Genomic DNA, 18180 nt, shown 5'->3' on the forward strand with positions numbered 1-18180 from the left:
CGCCGCCGCGGTCAGACGTTGCGCACGCTGTAGGTGAGCAGAGCACGGGCGACGAGCTTGGCGCTCGCGGCGCCGCGCGCCTCTGCCTCGCAGAACACCACCGAGCGCCCGCGCTTGACCACCCAACCCTCTGCGCGCGCATCCTCGGCGAGCAGTGGCGCCAGGTACTGCACGTGCAGGTCGACGGTGGCGAACTCGGCATCGGGGCCGTAGGCGGATCCGATCGCCGGCACGACGACGGTGTCGAGCAGCGAAGCGATGGCTCCTCCGTGCACCAGCCCGGCACCTTGTTCGAGCTCGGGTCGGTACGGCAGCAGCATCCGGCAGTAGTCGCGGCGTACCTCTTCCACCCGCATCCCGACCAGTTGGAAGAAGTGCACCCGCTCCCACTGCCCGAACCGGCGCCACCGCTCGGCTTCGGCCTCGGCGAGGGGCTCGAACTCACCCGCCCGACCGGGCAGCACCGTGCTCATCGACCCAAACTGGCACACGACCCGTGCTAGGGCACAAGTGCGGCGCGAAACAGCCCGACGACGTGGTCGAGGCGTTGGCGCAGCATGGCCGGCGACATCGGGTCGGCGTCGAGCATGCCTTCCAGGAACGGGGCATCGCTGAAGTAGCTGAGCAGCGCGCCGTATCCCGACAGCAACAGCTGCTCGGGATCGTGCTTGCGGAACGAGCCGGCGTTCATCTCGCGGCGGAAGAAGTCGGCCGCACCGTCGAACATCGGGCGCAGGACGGCGGCGAGATCGACGCCGAGATGGGACTGGGCGTCGAGGGCCTCACGGCGAACGAGCTTCACGTAGTCGGGGTTTTCGGCGAAGAAGCGGAATCCCCCGGTGAGCACCAGCTCGACCTTGGCCCAGCCGTGCTCGGCCGCCCCGATCGCTTCTGCCACCCGGTCGAACCAGTCGGAGAGCAGGCGCTCGAACACCTCGCCGTACAGCGCGTCCTTCGAGCTGAAGTGGTGCAGCAGGCTCGGCCGCCGAATGCCGACCGCTGCGGCGATGTCGTTCAACGAGGTGCCTTCGTACCCGGCGTCGGCGAAGCAGCGGGTCGCCTCGGCGAGGATCGTCTCGCGGGTCGAGGGCGCTGCGGTCGCTTGCGTCACCCGACCAGCGTACAGCCTCGGGCCGATCTGCCTACCGACCAGTAGGTAGGCATGTTAGAATGTCACTCGATGCCCACCGTCGTCGCCATCGCCATTCGCTCCCTGCTCGTCGGCTTCGGGGTGTCGACCCTCGCCAACATCGCCACCACCGTCTACTTGCACCGAGCAGCGACGCACCGAGCGCTCAGCCTCGCCCCACCGGTGGTGTTCGTCTTCCGGGTGCTGACGTGGATCACGACCGGCATCCGTCCCCGGCAATGGGTGGCCGTGCACCGCAAGCACCACGCGTTCACCGACGTCGCCGGCGACCCGCACTCCCCCGTGCTGCTCGGATGGAAGCGGGTGCAGATGACGAACGTCGCCCTCTACCGGCGAGAAGCGCGCCGCCCCGAGACCGTGGCGCGCTACGCGAAGGACATGCCCGGCGACCGCTGGGACAAGGTGTTGTTCGACCACGCCTTGCTCGGGCTCGGCCTCGGGCTCGGACTGCTGGTGCTCACCTTCGGCTGGACGGTCGGTCTGCTCGGCGCATTCGTGCACCTCAACCTCTACCTGGGCGGCTCGGCCGCGGTGAACGCGATCGGCCACCACTTCGGACGCCGGCCGTACGCGAACTCGGCCGGCAACCTGCAGTGGCTGGCGTTCGTCACCGCCGGCGAGGGGCTGCACAACAACCACCACGCCGCACCGACCTCGGCCCGCCTCGCGCATCGCTGGTTCGAGGTCGATCCGGGCTGGTGGGTGATCAAGGTGCTCACCTGGCTCCGCCTCGCCCGGGTGCGGCTGTCCGAGGTGCGTCTCAACCCGGCCGCCCCCCGCAGAGTGACCACCGGGTCGCGCTAGGACCGCGCGGCCGACGCGAGAGCCGATGGAGCAGACCCGACCGAGCGAGATCGCCGCTGCGCGCATCTTGTGCCCGGGACCCCGTTTCGCAGCCGGCGTGGTCGAGGTCGACGCCGCCGGTCGGATCCGCGCCGTGCGGCCGGCGCCCGCGACGGGGTTGCCCGACATCGTCCTTGCCCCTGGCTTCGTCGACCTTCAGGTCAACGGCATCGACGACGTGAACGTGGCCACCGCCGCCGGCGGGCAGTGGGACCGCCTCGACGGGTTGCTGGGCGACCAAGGCGTCACCACCTGGTGCCCGACGCTCGTCACGGCACCGCTCGAGCACTACGCCGGCGCGCTCGAGCGGATCGCGCAGGCGGCGGCGCGCCCGGCAAGGGGTCGCCCGACCATCGCCGGAGCGCACCTCGAAGGCCCGTTCCTCGGCGGTGCCCCCGGGGCGCACCCACGCCACCTGCTGCGGCCGATCGACACCGGCTGGCTCGCCTCGCTGGCCGCGATCGTGCGCATCGTCACCCTCGCTCCCGAGCTCGCCGGCGCGGCCGACGCGTGCCGACTGCTGCGCGAGCGCGGGGTCACCGTCTCGCTCGGGCACTCCACCCCCGCACCCGCCGACGTCGAGGCGTGCGTGGACGCCGGAGCGACGATGGTCACCCACCTCTACAACGCGATGAGCGGTCTCCACCACCGCGAACCCGGTCTGGCCGCGCTGGCGCTCACCGAGGAGCGGCTCACCGTCGGTCTCATCGCCGACGGCGTCCACGTCGACCCGACGATGATCCGACTCGCGTTCGCCGCCAAGCCGGGGCAGGTCGCGCTCGTCACCGACGCCGTCGCCACGGTCGCCGTCGCGGTGCGCGACGGCGCCCCCCGGCTTGCGGACGGCACCCTCGCCGGAAGCGTGCTGACCATGGACGCCGCGATACGGACGTGCGTCGAGCGGGCGGGCGTCGGCCTCGCCGAGGCGCTCGTCGCAGCATCCACCACGCCGGCACGCCTGATCGGGCTGAGCGACCGGGGCGAGATCGCCCCGGGCCAGCGCGGCGACCTCGTCGCGCTCACCCCCGATCTGCAGGTCGCCGGGGTCTGGGTGGCCGGAGACCGAGTTCGCTGAGTCGTTACCCTCTGATGCGATGCAGATCCTGAGCGCCCTCTTCGTCGAGAACTTCGAGCTACGTGCGGCGCCGGGTCCGAGCACCCGGATCGACATCACCGGAGCGTTCTTCTCGATGGCTGCACCTTCGCCGGTGCCGGTCACCGTCGCTCCCCACCTCCTGGCGCTCATCTCGTGCGATCCCGACGAGAGAGGCGAGGGTGTGTTCGAAGTGGTCTACAGACGCGGCCGCGGCGAGGACGACGAGCAGCTCGCCCGCAACGTCAGCCCGTTCAGCGTCGAACCGGGCAAGTTCACGTATCGCCTGGTGCGCGGCGAGGTCGAGTTCACCGAATACGGGCAGGTGTTCGCCCACTGCCGCGTCGACCGTGGACCGTGGCTGCTGGTGCCGCTCACCCTGCTCGCTCCTGCCACTTGAGCGCACGCGATCGCCACCACCTGCCGCCAGCCCCCGCGGATACCATCGGCTCGATGCCCTCGCGACTTACCCCAGAGCAGGACCGCGCGCTGATCAGCCTCATCCGCGGCCTCGCGATGGACGCCCCCCTCGCGGCCAAGAGCGGGCACCAGGGCACGGCGATGGCCCTCGCACCCCTCGGACACGTGCTCTTCAGCAGGGTGCTGAAGCACGACCCGGCAGACCCGCATTGGCCCGACCGCGACCGGTTCGTGCTCTCCAACGGCCACGCCTCCATCTTGCAGTACGCGTTGCTGTACCTGAGCGGTACCGGTCTCGAGATGGACGACCTGTTGGCCTTCCGCCAGTGGGAGTCGGCCACCCCCGGTCATCCAGAAGCCCGCCACACCCCCGGGGTCGAGGTGACGACGGGCCCGCTCGGGCAGGGCTTCGCGAATGCGGTCGGAATGGCCATCGCCGAGCGCTTCTTGCGTGCCCGCTTCGGCGAGGAGCTGATCGACCACCACACCTGGGTGTCCGTCGGCGACGGCTGCCTGATGGAAGGCATCAGCCACGAGGCCGCTTCGCTCGCCGGCCATCTGCGCCTCGGGCGGTTGATCGCCGTCTTCGACGACAACAGGATCACGATCGACGGCGACATCAACCTGACCTGCAGCGACGACGTCGCCGAACGCTTCGCGGCCTACGGCTGGGCGGTCACCGAGCTCGGCGAGATCGCCGACGACTGCGACGCGCTGGAAGCCGCGCTGCTGGCCGCTCGCGACAGCGAGGACGACCGACCCAAGCTGCTCGTCCTGCGCACGCACATCGCGTTCCCCTCCCCCGACCACACCGACCGCCACGAGGCCCACGGCAACCCGTTCACCGCCGAGGACGTCACCCGGACGAAGGCCGTGATGGGCATCCCCGACGAGGCGTTCTGGGCACCGCCCGAGCTCGTCGCCGCGGCGCGTGCCGCTGCAGCAGAGCGCGGCGCCACCGCCCGCGCGGCGTGGGCGCGCCGTGCTGCCGACCTCGTCGGCGAGCACGACGCGTGGAACGCTTGCTGGCACGGCGGCGCGCTCGCCGGCTGGGACCACTCGTTGCCGGTGTTCGACAGCTCCGACCAGCTCGCCACCCGCCAGGCGATCCAGAAGGCGTTCGACGCCGTTCTGCCCGGCCTGCCCGGGCTGCTCGTCGGCGCGGCCGACCTCACTGGCAACACCGGGGTCAAGCTGGCCGGACAGGTGGCTCAGTCGGCAACCGATCCGGAAGGGCGCCAGATCCACTTCGGCGTCCGTGAACACGCGATGGGCGCGGCACTGGTCGGCATGGCGCTGCACGGCGGCGTGTACCCCGTCGGCGGCACGTTCTTCGTCTTCTTCGACTACATGAAGCCCGCGATCCGCCTCGCTGCGCTCAGCCGCGCGAAGTGTCTCTTCGTGTTCAGCCACGACTCGGTTGGCGTCGGCGAGGACGGCCCCACCCACCAGCCCGTCGAGCACCTCGCCGCGCTGCGCGCGATCCCCGGGCTGCAGGTGATCCGCCCCGCCGACGGCAACGAGACCGCCGCCGCGCTGCGCGCCGCGGTCGGCTTCGAGGGGCCGACCGCGCTCGTGCTGTCCCGCCAGGCGGTGCCGACGGTCACCGACGGTTCCGCGGTGGAAACGGGTGCGGCCGTCGTCCGCGCGGCACCCGGCCCGGGCCGCCCCGACGTGATCCTCGTCGCCACCGGCAGCGAGGTGGCTCCGTGCCTTGCGGCGGCGGCGGTGCTTGACGGTCGGGGAGTCGCCGCCACAGTGGTGTCGATGCCGTCGTGGGACCGATTCCTCGCGCAAGCGAATGCTTGGCGCGAGTCCGTGCTGACGCCCGGGGTGCCGGTGGTGTCGGTCGAAGCGGCGACGACGTTCGGGTGGCACCGCTTCGCCGACGTCTGCATCGGCATCGATCGCTTCGGGGTGAGCGCTCCGGGAGCACAGGCGCTCGAACGCCTCGGTATCAACGTCGACAACATCGTGAACCAGGCGTCCGACCTGGTGAGAAGGCAGGTGAGCCAATGAGCGGCGACCGCATCGGGCGGCTGTACACCGAGCACGGGCAGAGTCCGTGGCTCGACAACTTGCGGCGCGGCTACCTGACGAGTGGTGAGCTCGCCGGGCTGCGTGACCGCGGCGTGCGCGGGCTCACCTCCAACCCGACCATCTTCCAGAAGGCGATCCAGGGATCGGCCGACTACGACGAGCAGTTCGGGCGCCTCGCCGCCGACGCGAACCCCGTGATCGACGACTACTGGGCGCTCGTGCTGCACGACATCTTGGGCGCACTCGACGTCTTCGCCCCGGTGTACGACTCGAGCGAGGGTGGCGACGGGTTCGTGAGCGTCGAGGTCGACCCCGGCCTCGCGCACGACGCCGCCGGCACCGAGGCCGCTGCCCGTGACCTGCACCTGCGCATCGCCCGGGCGAACCTGATGGTGAAGATCCCCGCCACCGAGGCCGGCCTGCCGGCGATCCGCCAGATGATCGCCGAGGGACGCAACGTCAACGTCACGTTGATCTTCAGCCTCGAGCGGCACCGCCAGGTGATGGAGGCCTACCTCGACGGCCTCGAGGCGTTCGCGGCCACACCGGGCGCCGACCTGTCACGGGTGGCGAGCGTGGCCAGCTTCTTCATCAGCCGGGTCGACACCGAGGTCGACCGGCGCCTCGACACGCTCGGATCCCCCGAGGCGCTCGCGTTGCGAGGGAAGGCGGCGGTGGCCCAGGGCAAGCTGGCGTACCAGCAGTTCCGCTCCGTGTTCGACGGGCCGCGATGGCAGGCCCTCGCCGCCCGCGGGGCCCGCGTGCAGCGGCCGCTCTGGGCCTCGACCTCGACCAAGAACCCCGCCTACCGCGACACGCTCTACGTCGACGAGCTCATCGGCCCGGACACGGTGAACACGTTGCCCGACGACACGCTCGCCGCCTTCGCCGACCACGGCTTGCTGGCCCGGCGCGTAGACGACGAAGTCGACGCCGCAGAGGCCACCTGGAGCGCCCTTTCCGCCGCGGGCGTAGACATGGCCGACGTCGCCGCCCGGCTCGAGCGAGAAGGCGTCTCCGCGTTCCAGAAGAGCTTCGACGAGCTGCTCGACGCGCTCGGCACCAAGGCCGGCGAGCTGCACGCCGATCCCTGACCCGAAGGCGCGCCGTCAGGGGCGAGGGGACCAAAGCCTCTATGGGTCGCTCGCCCGATCAGGTTAGGTATCCCTAACACACCTTTGCCCCGGTGTGGATCGACGCGCCGAATGGAGGGCACCGGTTGAAGCTGTCGGACGTGAAGGTGGGAGCCTCGGCGGTGGTCACTGCGGTGGTCGACGGCGTGCGCTCCCGCCGGCTGGAGGACCTCGGCTTCTGGCCGGGAACGTTGGTGCGGGTGGAGCGGCGCGCTCCTCTCGGTGACCCGGTCGTCTACGAGCTGCGCGGCGTACGCCTGGCGATGCGGCGCGCCGACGCGGCGCTGGTCGAGGTGGTCGAGACGGACCACGTGGTCGAGGCGGTCGACGGCGATGGCCCGCGCTGACCAACCGCGGTCCGACGCGTCCTGTCACGACGCGCCGGGTCAACACCGCGGCCAGACCCGCCATGCCCTGCGCGACGGCCACATCGCCCTCCTCGGCAGCCCGAACAGCGGTAAGACGACGATCTTCAACGCGTTGACCGGCCTGCGGGCGAAGACCGCCAACTACCCCGGGGTCACCGTCAGCCGCCACGAGGGGATCGCGCGCCTACCGGAGGGGCAAGGCACCGCGGGCGACTCGGTGCTGCTCGTCGACCTGCCCGGGTCCTACGGCCTGTCCCCCGTCAGCCCCGACGAGCAGGTCGTCGTCGACACCCTCGCCGGCCACGGCGACGAGCGGCCCCGGGCACTCGTGATGGTCGTCGACGCGACGGCACTGGAGCGTTCGTTGCTGTTCGTCGCCGAGGTGCTGCACCTCGACCTGCCGACCTGCGTGGTGCTGACGATGGTCGACGAGGTGACCGCCCGCGGCGGCTCGGTCGATGTCGCCGGGCTCGCCCGCGCGCTCGGCGTTCCGGTGGTGCCGGTGGTCGGCCATCGCGGCATCGGCCTCGACCGCCTGCGCGCGCTGCTCGCCGACACCGACACATGGGAGCGCCCGGTGATGCGACCCCCTGCGGAGCGTGAGCACCGCGCGGCGTGGGTGGCCTCGGTGGTCGCCTCGAGCGTCAAGACGCCTGGTCCGGACAAGCGCTCGCGGCGCATCGACGCGGTGCTGTTGCACCCCGTCTCCGGCTTCGTCGTGTTCCTGCTCGCGATGGTGCTCTTCTTCCAGGCCATCTTCGCCTGGGCGGCACCGGTCGTCGACCTGCTGGAGCGCGCCATCAGCTGGCTCGGCGACCAGGCGCGTGAGCTCTTCCCGGGCGTGCTCGGCGACTTCGTCGCCGACGGTGCGATCGCCGGTGTCGGGGGTGTGGTGGTGTTCCTGCCCCAGATCGTGTTGCTGTTCACGATCCTCGCCGTGATGGAGAAGACCGGGTATCTGGCCAGAGCCGCATTCCTCGCCGACCGGGTGATGGGCCGCTTCGGGCTGGAGGGGCGCAGCTTCGTCGCGATGCTGTCGTCGTTCGCGTGCGCCGTGCCTGGGATCATGTCCACCCGTACCATCCCGAGCGAGCGACGCCGTCTGGCGACGATGCTCGCCGCCCCGTTGATGACGTGCTCGGCGCGGCTGCCGGTGTACACGCTGATGATCTCCGCGTTCGTCTCCGACCGGGCCGTGTTCGGGCCGCTGCGCAGCCAGGGCCTGGTGCTGTTCGGCCTGTACGTGCTCGGCGCGCTGTCCGGCCTCGTCTACGCCGGCGTGCTCAATCGCACGATGCTGACCGGTGCAACGGCACCGTTCCTGATGGAGCTGCCCCCCTACCGGCGTCCGACGATCCGTTCCGTCCTGCTCTACACGTGGGACGGCGCGTGGTCGTTCCTGCGCAAGGCGGGCACGATCATCCTCGCCACGTCGCTCGTGCTGTGGGTGCTGCTCAGCCTGCCGAGGGTGTCGGCTCCGGAGGGCCTGAACGAGGCCGAAGCGGCGAGCTACGAGATGGAGCACAGCCTGGCCGGTCGGATCGGCACGGCTTTGGAGCCTGTCTTCGAACCGCTCGGCTTCGAGTGGCGCACGAACGTCGCGATCATCTCCAGCTTCGCCGCCCGCGAGGTGTTCGTCAGCACGCTTGCGCTCACCACTGCGGCCGAGTCCGAGGAGGCCCTGCCCGAACGCCTCCGCGGCCTTCAGCACGAGGACGGCTCGCTCGTGTACGACTCGGCCACCGTCGCGGCCGTGCTCGTGTTCTTCGTGTACGCGCTGCAGTGCCTGGCCACCGTCGCGGTGCTGCGCCGCGAGTCGAACTCGTGGAAGTGGCCACTCGTCGCGCTCGGCTCGATGTTCCTGCTCGCCTACGTCGGTGCGTTCGTCGCCAGGCAGGTGGTGTATGCCCTCGCCTAGTGCCCCACCCGCGGTGTGGCCCGCTCATGTCGAGCGCACCGGTGATCCGTGCGAGCTGCGCTGGGTGTGCAACCACGGCGGACTCGCCGCCTCGCCCGGCGGCCGGCGCCGACCCGACGCCAAGAGCCACCTGGCCGCACTGGTCGACGACGGCACCCTCGTCGGCCTGCGGGTGGTCGACGGCAACCTGCACGTACGCGCCGTCGACGCAACCGCGTGGGCGCGAATGGCCCCGACCGTCCACGACGCCGTCGTGGCCGACCTCGCGCGTGACGCCGCCTGGCTGACGACTCCTGTCGACGCACCCGCGGGCTCGGCGGCCCGGCACGCCGACGACCAGCCCGTCGCGGTGATGGTCCTGCCCCCAACCTGTCGCGGGTGCAGGCACGCCGAGACATCGCGCGATCATGGGCTGCGATGCACGTCGCTCAGCTCTGGCAGTACCCCGTCAAGTCGATGATCGGAGTCCAGGTCGGCGAGGTCGACCTGGACGACCTCGGGATCGTCGGCGACCGTACCTGGGCGGTGCGTGACCTCGAGCGCGGGGGCATCCGCGGCGCGAAGAAGATCGGGGGTCTGATGCGTCTGGCCGCCCGGTACGCGCAGGCGCCCGCCGAAGGCTCCACACGTGAACGGCGCCCCGTGGTGATCACCCTGCCCGACGGCACCGAGGTGCGCAGCGACGACGACGACGCCGACGAGAAGATCAGCGCCGCGGTCGGACACCGTGTCCGCTTGGAAGCCCTGCAACCGGCCGACGACCTCGACCACTACCGCCGCGGCCCGGGTGACAGCGACGACATCATCGCCGAGCTGCGCGGAATCTTCGGACGCGTCGGGGACGAGCCGCTGCCGGATCTCGGCCAGTTCCCACCCGTGATCGTCGAGTACGAATCACCGCCGGGCACCTACTACGACGCCTTCCCGTTGCTCGTGATGACCACATCCGCGCTCGCTTCGATGCAGGCCGCGCTCGCCGGCTCGGTGGTCGACGTGCGCCGCTTCCGGCCCTCGATCGTGCTCGAGGTGGACGACCACGACGAGGTCGGCGAGGGGACGCCTGCAGGCCATCCCGAGCTCGGCTGGGCGGGTCGCCGGGCTAGGATCGGCACGGCCGAGATCGAGCTGCTCGGCGGCTGCCCGCGATGCGTGATGGTGACGCGCGAGATCAGCCCGGAGATCCCCGCCGACACCGGCGTGCTGCGTCACGTCGTGCGCGAGCTCGATCAGAACGTCGGCGCCTACGCCTCGGTGGTGGCGCCGGGCCGAGTCGGGGTCGACGACCGCCTGCATTGGATCTGAGCCTCGATGGCGCGGTTCCTCGACGACGCAGATCTCACGATCAGCGTTGCGGGACTGCGCAAGTCGTACGGGGCCACGTTGGCCGTAGACGGTGTCGACCTCGCCGTCCGTCGCGGCGAGATCTTCGGGATCGTCGGCCCCAACGGCTCCGGGAAGACGACGACCGTGGAGTGCATTCAGGGCCTGCGCACGCCGGACGAGGGCATCCTCAACGTGCTGGGGTACGACCCGGTGCGGGATCGATCGCAATTGCGCACCCGCGTCGGCTGCCAGCTCCAGGACTCGGCCCTGCCGGAGAGGATCAAGGTGTGGGAAGCGCTCGACCTCTTTGCTTCTCTCGTTCCGGACCCGGCCGACACCGATCTGCTCCTCGAGGACTGGGGGTTGAAGCAGAAGCGGAGCGCGGCGTTTGCCGAGCTCTCCGGCGGGCAGCGCCAGCGGCTGTTCGTCGCCCTCGCACTCGTGAACCGGCCGGAGCTGGTCTTCCTCGACGAGATGACGACCGGCCTCGATCCTGCCGCCCGTCGCGTCGCCTGGGAGCTGATCCGCGAGGTACGCAGCCGCGGCTCCACCGTCGTGCTCGTCACCCACTTCATGGACGAGGCCGAGCATCTCTGTGACCGCGTCGCGGTGGTGCGAGCTGGCCGCGTCGTCGCCTGCGACTCACCCGCTGCGCTCGTCTCCAGGTTCGCATCGGGGATGACCGTCACCTTTTCGTGCCGGGAGACCGACCTCGGCTGGCTCGGCCACCTGCAGGGCGTCAGCGAGGTGCGCCGTGAGGGCGACAGGGTGCTCGTCAAGGGCACCGGGCCGGTGCTGGTGCGCACGGCGGCCGCGCTGTCCGCACGAGGGATCGAACCGGAGGACCTCGACGTCGAGCGCCCCTCCCTCGAAGACGTCTACCTCGGGCTGACAGAGGGGCACGCCGGCGCCGAACGACCGCTGGCAGACTCCTGATGCGAACTCTGCGAACCATGACAGCCGTCGAGTTGAAGCTGTTCGTGCGTGATCCGATGACGATGGTGTTCACGTTCGTGTTCCCGCTGGTCGTTCTCGTCGTGCTCGCGGGGGTGTTCGGCAACACTCCGGAGACCGCTGAGGACGGGGTAATCGCCTTCCGTGGCGTCGGTCCGACGGACTACTACATCCCGGCCTACATCGCCCTCACGATCGCGTCGGTGGGGCTGATCGCGCTCCCGGTGCGGATCGCGTCCTACCGTGAGCTCGGCGTGCTGCGCCGCTACCGGGCATCGTCTGCACCGCTGCGCAGCGTGCTCGGCGCGCAGCTCCTCGTCATGCTGGTGCTCACCGCCGTCGGTTCGATCCTCCTCGTGGCCCTGGGGTTCGTTGCGTACGACATCGCCGCACCCCACGCTCCCGTCCTCGTCGCGGCCGGGTTCGTGCTCGTCGCCGCGGCGTTCGCCGCGATCGGGTTGCTCCTCGGCGCGTTGATGCCGTCGGCGCGCGCCGCGCAGGGCCTAGGGCTGATGCTCTTCTTCGTGATGATGTTCCTGAGCGGCGCCGGGCCGCCGCGCGACGTGATGAGTCCGGGGATGCACGCGATCGGCAACGTCCTACCGCTCACCTATGGCATCGAGGTCTTGCAGGACCCGTGGCTGGGCCTCGGCTGGAACCACGTCTCCGCGCTCGTCATGGTCGCCACTGCGGCGCTGGCGGGTCTCGCCGCGTTCCGCTTCTTTCGGTGGGAGTGAGCCCCTCAGTCCTCGTCGGCGGGTCCTTCGGTGCGCAGCAGCCGCGCCGCCTTCTCGACGGCCCGGCGCGCCGACGTGAGCCGCTTGTCGGCCTCCGGACGGCGCGCTGCACCCCGTCGTGCCGCCTCACGCAGCACGTCGTAGGCGAGGTCGTCGAGCTCCGCGGAGATCGCGTCGAGGCGCTCGGCCAGTTCGTTCCAGCGTTCGTTCACGGGGACCTCCGTACCTCGACGGTGTGACCGGCGAGCACGCCGGCGGCGAGCAGCTCGATCGGGTGGACGACGGTGACGCCCGCCGCGGCGAGGTGCATCGCACACCCCGGGTTCGCGCTGGCCACCACGAGGGCCTCGTCGCCGGAGCCAGCGAAGGCCGCCGCGCGGGCGATGGAGGCCAGCTTGCGCTGCCTGATCTCGCCCGCGAGCTCGGGTTGGAGCACCGAGTACGCGCCGCCGGCACCGCAGCACAGCCCGTCGTCGTCGAGCTCGACCACGTCGGCGACGCGCGTGAGCACGCTACGCACCGCGAGGTGGGCCTTCTGCACATGGCGGAGGTGGCACGGGTCTTGGACGACGACCGGGCCGAGGTGCACCTTCGCCGGCGGCAACTCGTCGAGGTGGGGCACCAGCCACTCGTGGACGTCGACCACCCGTTTGCTGAAGGCCGCTGCCTCCGGTGAGCCGAGCAGGTGGTCGTAGTCCTTCAGCATCGCTCCGCACCCGGCGGAGTTGACCACGATCGGCGCGCTGCCGGGCATCGAGTCGATCACCCGGCGGGCCAGCCGTCGAGCCTCGCGCTCGAGCCCGGCGTGCACGTGCAGCGCCCCGCAGCACGCCCCGCCGGGGCCGGGCAGCGCGTAGGTCACGCCGGCGGCGGTCACGATCGCCGCGGTGGCGTGGTGCACGTCGCGCATCCACGCGTCCATCACGCATCCGGTGAACAGCCACACGTCTCCACCGGTCGGCGTCAGCGCCGGTGGCCGCCGCACCCTCAGACCGGCGAGCCCGAGCCGGCCAGGCACCAACCGCGCGCGCTGCGCGGCGGCGAGCACCGACGAACCGGCGAGCAGCAGGCGGTGTCGCCCGAGCAGGCGGAGGCCGAGCCGCTGCCAGCGCGGCGTGATCCGGTGGTCGGTGGCGAGCGCGGCACGGGTGCCCTCCATCAGGCGGCCGAACTGCACCCCGCTCGGGCATGCCGGCTCGCATCCGCGGCACTGCACGCACGTCTCGACGAAGCGGAGGAAGTCGTCGTCGGCCGGCGCGCCCTCCCACTGCACGGCCCGCATCGCCGCGATCCGTCCCCGCGGAGATAGCGCCTCCTCACCAGTGGCCCGAAACGTCGGGCAGTGGGGAAGGCACAGCCCACAGCTCACGCACGACGCCAGCTCGGCGTCGGTGAGGTGCAGGCGGAGCCCCGGCATCGGGCGCCCACGGTACCCGGGGAGCGAGCCGGTGCGAGCCGGTGCGGGCCGGGGCAAGCGACAACTAGCGTGGCCACATGACGCCCATCGAAGACATCGCCGGCATCGTCGAGCGCGTGCGCATCGGCGCCGAGAGCGCCCTGATGCGTGACATCGCGTTCCGTCGCACCCAGCTCCGTCAGCTCCGCCGGCTGCTCGTCGAGAACGAAGACCGCTTCGTCGAGGCGCTGGCCGCGGACTTCGCCAAGCCGCCCGTCGAGACGTACGCCACCGAGATCGCGTTCACCGTCGGCGAGATCGACCACGCGCTGAAGCACCTCGACTCCTGGCTGCGCCCACGCAAGGTGCGGGTGCCGCTCACCATCCAGCCGGGCAAGGCGAAGGTGGTGCCCGAGCCGCTCGGCACGGTGCTCGTCATCGCCCCGTGGAACTACCCCGTGCAGCTCACCTACGCGCCGCTCGTCCCCGCGATCGCCGCCGGCAACACCGTGGTGGTGAAGCCGAGCGAGGTCACCGAGCGCACCTCGGCGTTGATCGCCGAGCTGACCCCGCGCTACCTCGACGAGCGGGTGGTGCAGGTGGTCACCGGCGCGGTGGCAGAGACCACCGAGCTGCTCAAGCAGCGGTTCGACCACGTCTTCTACACCGGCAACGGTGCGGTGGCCCGAGTGGTGATGAAGGCTGCCGCCGAGCATCTCACCCCGGTGACGCTCGAGCTCGGCGGCAAGAGCCCGGTGATCGTCGCGGCCGACGCCGACATCGAGACCGCGGCGCGGCGCATCGCGTGGGGCAAGTTCTTGAACGCCGGTCAGACGTGCGTGGCGCCCGACTACGTGCTGGTGGAGGAGTCCGCCGAGCAGCGTCTGCTCGACGCGCTCGCGAAGGCCATCGGCAGCTTCTTCGGCTCCGACCCGAAGTCGTCGCCCGACTTCGCCCGGATCGTCAGCCAGAAGCAGTACCAGCGCCTCTCCGGGCTGCTCGACGCCGGTGGATACGACGTCACCGTCGTCGGAGGCGACCGCGATGTCGCTTCGCGCTACATCTCCCCCACCGTGCTCGCCGGCGTCAAGCCCGACGCGGCGATCATGCAGGAGGAGATCTTCGGCCCGGTGCTGGCGGTGCTCCCGGTATCCGACATCGGCGAAGCGATCCGCTTCGTCAACGACCGCGACAAGCCGCTCGCGCTCTACGTGTTCACCTCCGCCGAGGCCACCGCCGAGCGGGTCGTGGAGCTCACGTCCTCGGGCGGGGTGTGCGTCAACCACGTCATGCTCCATCTCGCGGTGCCCGAGCTGCCCTTCGGCGGGGTGGGCCCGAGCGGGATGGGCGCGTACCACGGCCGGGCCGGATTCGACACGCTCAGCCACGCCAAGCCTGTGCTCGCGAAGCGGCTCCGTCCCGACCCGCCGGTGCTGTACCCGCCCTACACCTCGTTCAAGGAGAAGCTGCTCCGGCGCTTCATGTGAGCCGGTAGCGGCTGCGGCTCAGCGCGCCCGCCAGACGGGCGCGGCGGGGTCTCCCCGCCACCATTGCAGGCGGCGTTCGGCCTCTACCGCATCGGCCGGGTCGAGCCGCGCCGCGCGCAGACGCATGGAGGTCGCGGCGACCAGGCGCAGCTCGGCCAGCGCCACAGCCACGTCGTCGTCGCGCAGTGTCTCGCCGTACCCGGTGGCGAACGCCTCGTAGGCGCCCGGCTCTCCACCCCATCGCTCGTGCCACATCAGGAGAGGCGCGTGATCCCACCCGGGCGGGCCGAGGCACAGCAGATCCCAGTCGCCGAGCACCGGCCCGGCGTCGTCGGTCAAGACGTTGCCCGGGTGCACGTCCCCGTGACAGACGACGAGCCCGGCCCGGCGAGCGCGCTCGGGCCACCCGGCGTGGCGCTCGATGCAGGCCGTGATCGCGCGGCGGGAGGAGTCGTCGAGCAGGTCGTCCACCTCGGCCAGCAGTCGGGTGTGGTCCCACCACGGAAACGAGCCGCACCACGGCAACGGGTGCAGCTTGCCCACCCGATTCACGTCGATGCGGTGCACGGCGCGCACCATCGCGCCTACCCGTTCGTAGTCGACGGAGCGGGTCGGGTCGTGGTCGATCCGCTCCCACGCGGTGATCGTCAGCCCCCCTTCGGCGTGCACCACCTCGCGGCGAGCGGGCCGGGCGACGCGCACGCCCTCGGTGGCGAGCAGGTCGGCAAGGGCGATGGTGCACGACGGGTCGGCGGTCGGTCGGCTCACGCGGAGCACCACGTCGCCGGCCACGAACACGCCGTTCATCCCCACCCGCACGAGCTCAGGCTCGGGTAGCCCCCAACGCGCGGCGCCGAGCGTGGCCGCGACCACGGCGAGCTCCGCGTCGGGTGGTTCGACGACGAGCGGCAGCACCTCCCGAGGCGAGGTCATCGCCGAGACGGCACGGGTCCGGCAGCGAACAGATCGATGCCCGGGTTCAGGCGGTGCCACGGGTCGAGCTCGTCCTTGATCCTCTCGTTCAGCGTGCGTACGACGGGGTCTACCTCTCGGGGCGGCGCGGGGTGCTCGTGATGGACGATGCCGACCCCCACCTCGGCCACATAGCGCCCCGTGCCGGCGAGGGTGCCGATCTGTCTCGGCGGGATCGACCAACGGCCACCGGCGGGCAGCGGTGGTGGGCCGTCGCACTCGACGAGGCCGCTGCCGCGGGCGAGCGCGGCGATGTCATCGGCGTGACCCTCGAGCAGCACCCACGCCGTGGAACCGTCCCACAGCACCGACGCCGGGCGGTGCAGGCGCGCGAGCAGGTCGGACGGCGTCTCCGAGGGTGTCGAGTACCACTTCGCCACCGGCGGCAGCGGGCGGGTGCGCAGGATCACCTCGCCAATGAAGCCGAGCGTCCCCCAGGAGCCGACGAGCACCCGGCACAGGTCGAAGCCGCTGACGTTCTTCACCGTCGGTCCCCCGGCCTTCACCACCTCGCCGGCGGCACTCACGTAGCGGGCCTGCAGCAGCGCGTCGCGCAGGGGCCCGTGGCCGAGGCGGGTGAGCGCCGAGCTGCCGGCGGCGAGTGCTCCGCCGACGGTGCCGCCCGCGGGCAGCGCACCCACCCGCTGGCCCCGCTCGGCCAGCGTTGCGGCGAGCACGTCCACCGGGGTGCCCGCCCCACAGCACACGGTCATCTCCGCCGGCTCGAACCAGGCGATGCCGCCCGGCGCGTGCACCGTGCGCACCCCCGGCGGAGCGCCACCTCGGGTCCCGGCTCCGGCGATCGCCACCTCACCGGCGTCGCGCCCGCCGACCTCGGCAGCGAACCGTTCCAGGTCGATCTGGCCGGCGCTCACACCGTCCACGTCCATACCGTCCACGTCACCACCCTCCGTCACACCCAGGCCCCGTGCGGGACGTGCTGGATGTCGCTGCACGACGCCGGGCTGGGCAGCACCTTGTGCGGGTTCGCGAGCCCCGCCGGATCGAACGCGCGGCGCAGCGCGGCCTGCGCCGCGAGGTCGGCGGGGCCGAACATCAGCGGCATGTAGTCGCGCTTCTCCAGCCCGATGCCGTGCTCCCCCGACAGCACCCCACCGGCGGCGACGCTCACCCTCACGATCTCGTCCCCGGCGGCGTACACGCGCTCCATCACCCCCGGTTCGCGCTTGTCGTAGAGCAGCAACGGGTGCAGGTTCCCGTCGCCGGCGTGGAACACGTTCATCACCATCAGCAGGTGCCGGGCGGCGATCTCGTACACCTGCGCGAGCACCTCGGGCAGCTTGTGCCGCGGCACCACCGTGTCGTGCAGGTAGTAGTTCGGCTGCAACCTGGCGATGGCGCCGAACGCCGACTTGCGGCCCTTCCACAGGAGTGCCCGCTCGGCCTCGTCTGCCGCCACGCGAACGCTGCGCGCTCCGTGGGCGCGCGCGATCTCCACCACCCTCGCCGACTCCGCGTCCACGCCGTGGGGTTGGCCGGTCACCTCGACCAGCAGCACCGTGGCGGCATCGACGGGCAGGCCGGCGTGGACGAACTCCTCGACAGCCCTGATGCAGAGGGCGTCCATCATCTCGAGCGCTGCCGGGAGGATGCCGGCCGCGATCACGGCGCTGACGGTCGACGCCCCGGCATCGACGGAGTCGAAGTCCATCAGCATCGTGTTCACCGCCGGCGGGTTCGGGGTGAGGCGTACGCAGATCTTCGTCGCCACGCCGAACATCCCCTCGCTGCCGACGAACGCGCCACGCAGGTCGAGCCCGTCGGGCTCGGGCGCCTCGCCGGCGAGCAACGCCAGGCTGCCGTCGGGCAGCACCACCTCCACCCCGAGCACGTGCGCCGAGGTGACGCCGTCGGCGAGGCAGTGCGGCCCGCCGGAGTTGTTGGCGACGTTGCCACCGATCGAGCAGCTCTGCTGGCTCGACGGGTCGGGCGCGAAGTGCAGCCCGTGCGCAGCAACCGCCCGGGTGAGGTCGAGGTTGAGCACCCCCGGCTCGACCCATGCCAGCCGGTTCTCGACGTCGACCGAGAGCACGCGGTCCATCTTGGTGAGCGAGATCACGAGGGCGCCGTCGAGCGGGGTGGCGCCGCCGGCCAGCCCGGTGCCCGAACCTCGGGGGACGAACGCCACGCCGTGGCGCACCGCTGCCCGCACGCAGGCCTGCACCTCGGCGGTGGTCTCGGGGAGCGCGACGACGGACGCCGAACCCTCGATGTTCGAGGCATCGCGGCGGTACAGGCCGAGCTCGGACGGCCCGGTGCGGACCCGCTGCGGTGTCAGCTCGCGGCGCAGCTCGGCGACCAGAGCGTCGACCGGCACCGTTGCTC

At 71.4% G+C, this 18180-nt stretch carries 18 protein-coding genes and 1 pseudogene; 12 read left to right on the forward strand and 7 right to left on the reverse strand.

What is annotated here, in order from left to right; genetic code table 11:
* Positions 1 to 11 precede the first annotated feature (11 nt).
* Together IPM43_00430 and IPM43_00435 are read right to left on the reverse strand one after the other, a co-directional pair.
* Positions 12 to 473 carry a PaaI family thioesterase gene (locus IPM43_00430; protein ID QQS24903.1) on the reverse strand — a complete coding sequence of 154 codons (462 nt, stop codon included), beginning with the start codon at positions 471 to 473 and terminating at the stop codon, positions 12 to 14.
* Between the two features lie 446 nt (positions 474 to 919).
* A pseudogene (locus IPM43_00435) lies at positions 920 to 1153 on the reverse strand (helix-turn-helix transcriptional regulator).
* A 27-nt stretch (positions 1154 to 1180) separates the two neighbouring features.
* Here IPM43_00435 and IPM43_00440 point away from each other — a divergent pair.
* The 11 genes from IPM43_00440 (at position 1181) to IPM43_00490 (ending at position 11979) form a co-directional block, all read left to right on the forward strand.
* A complete protein-coding gene (locus IPM43_00440; protein QQS24904.1) occupies positions 1181 to 1954 on the forward strand; it encodes a fatty acid desaturase in 774 nt (257 codons plus the stop codon).
* A 25-nt stretch (positions 1955 to 1979) separates the two neighbouring features.
* Entirely contained in the window at positions 1980 to 3068 is a 1089-nt protein-coding gene (locus IPM43_00445; GenBank protein QQS24905.1) for an amidohydrolase family protein, read from the forward strand.
* Between the two features lie 19 nt (positions 3069 to 3087).
* Complete coding sequence (locus IPM43_00450; GenBank protein QQS24906.1) at positions 3088 to 3486, forward strand: hypothetical protein; 399 nt, start codon at positions 3088 to 3090, stop codon at positions 3484 to 3486.
* A gap of 53 nt (positions 3487 to 3539) precedes the next feature.
* Positions 3540 to 5525 carry a transketolase gene (gene tkt, locus IPM43_00455; GenBank protein ID QQS24907.1) on the forward strand — a complete coding sequence of 662 codons (1986 nt, stop codon included), beginning with the start codon at positions 3540 to 3542 and terminating at the stop codon, positions 5523 to 5525.
* Complete coding sequence (gene tal / locus IPM43_00460) at positions 5522 to 6640, forward strand: transaldolase (GenBank protein QQS24908.1); 1119 nt, start codon at positions 5522 to 5524, stop codon at positions 6638 to 6640. The genes tkt and tal overlap by 4 nt, the downstream gene beginning before the upstream one ends.
* Positions 6641 to 6780: 140 nt before the next feature.
* Positions 6781 to 7026, forward strand: a complete 246-nt coding sequence (locus IPM43_00465; protein QQS26273.1) for a ferrous iron transport protein A — start codon at positions 6781 to 6783, stop codon at positions 7024 to 7026.
* Entirely contained in the window at positions 7013 to 8965 is a 1953-nt protein-coding gene (locus IPM43_00470; GenBank protein ID QQS24909.1) for a ferrous iron transporter B, read from the forward strand. The genes IPM43_00465 and IPM43_00470 overlap by 14 nt, the downstream gene beginning before the upstream one ends.
* A gap of 13 nt (positions 8966 to 8978) precedes the next feature.
* Entirely contained in the window at positions 8979 to 9425 is a 447-nt protein-coding gene (locus IPM43_00475) for a hypothetical protein (GenBank protein ID QQS24910.1), read from the forward strand.
* Positions 9383 to 10267: an MOSC N-terminal beta barrel domain-containing protein gene (locus IPM43_00480; GenBank protein ID QQS24911.1), complete on the forward strand. Its 885-nt coding sequence runs from the start codon at positions 9383 to 9385 to the stop codon at positions 10265 to 10267. Before IPM43_00475 ends, IPM43_00480 begins: the two co-directional genes overlap by 43 nt.
* Before the next feature lie 6 nt (positions 10268 to 10273).
* The gene (locus tag IPM43_00485) at positions 10274 to 11224 is read left to right on the forward strand and encodes an ABC transporter ATP-binding protein (GenBank protein ID QQS24912.1); all 951 of its coding nucleotides are present in this window, start codon (positions 10274 to 10276) and stop codon (positions 11222 to 11224) included.
* Positions 11225 to 11241: 17 nt separating this feature from the next.
* Positions 11242 to 11979 (forward strand): ABC transporter permease, encoded by a 738-nt coding sequence (locus IPM43_00490; protein ID QQS24913.1) that lies wholly within the window; start codon positions 11242 to 11244, stop codon positions 11977 to 11979.
* Between the two features lie 5 nt (positions 11980 to 11984).
* Here the strand turns inward: IPM43_00490 and IPM43_00495 are convergent, their stop codons facing one another.
* Positions 11985 to 12191, reverse strand: coding sequence for a hypothetical protein (locus IPM43_00495; protein QQS24914.1), 207 nt, complete (start codon positions 12189 to 12191; stop codon positions 11985 to 11987).
* Positions 12188 to 13396, reverse strand: coding sequence for a (Fe-S)-binding protein (locus IPM43_00500; protein ID QQS24915.1), 1209 nt, complete (start codon positions 13394 to 13396; stop codon positions 12188 to 12190). Before IPM43_00500 ends, IPM43_00495 begins: the two co-directional genes overlap by 4 nt.
* Positions 13397 to 13473: 77 nt before the next feature.
* On the opposite strand from IPM43_00500, the gene IPM43_00505 reads away from it, so the two are divergent.
* Positions 13474 to 14862, forward strand: a complete 1389-nt coding sequence (locus IPM43_00505) for an aldehyde dehydrogenase family protein (GenBank protein ID QQS24916.1) — start codon at positions 13474 to 13476, stop codon at positions 14860 to 14862.
* Positions 14863 to 14880: 18 nt separating this feature from the next.
* On the opposite strand, the gene IPM43_00510 is transcribed toward IPM43_00505, so the two are convergent.
* Genes IPM43_00510 through IPM43_00520 form a run of 3 tightly spaced genes read right to left on the reverse strand, consistent with a single transcriptional unit; the run spans position 14881 to position 18172 of the window.
* A complete protein-coding gene (locus IPM43_00510; protein QQS24917.1) occupies positions 14881 to 15795 on the reverse strand; it encodes an aminoglycoside phosphotransferase family protein in 915 nt (304 codons plus the stop codon).
* Complete coding sequence (locus IPM43_00515; protein ID QQS24918.1) at positions 15792 to 16733, reverse strand: FAD-binding protein; 942 nt, start codon at positions 16731 to 16733, stop codon at positions 15792 to 15794. The genes IPM43_00510 and IPM43_00515 overlap by 4 nt, the downstream gene beginning before the upstream one ends.
* A 14-nt stretch (positions 16734 to 16747) precedes the next feature.
* A complete protein-coding gene (locus IPM43_00520; GenBank protein ID QQS24919.1) occupies positions 16748 to 18172 on the reverse strand; it encodes an FAD-binding protein in 1425 nt (474 codons plus the stop codon).
* Positions 18173 to 18180: the final 8 nt, after the last annotated feature.

Source organism: Actinomycetota bacterium (assembly GCA_016700055.1).
Classification (GTDB): domain Bacteria; phylum Actinomycetota; class Acidimicrobiia; order Acidimicrobiales; family Ilumatobacteraceae; genus Kalu-18.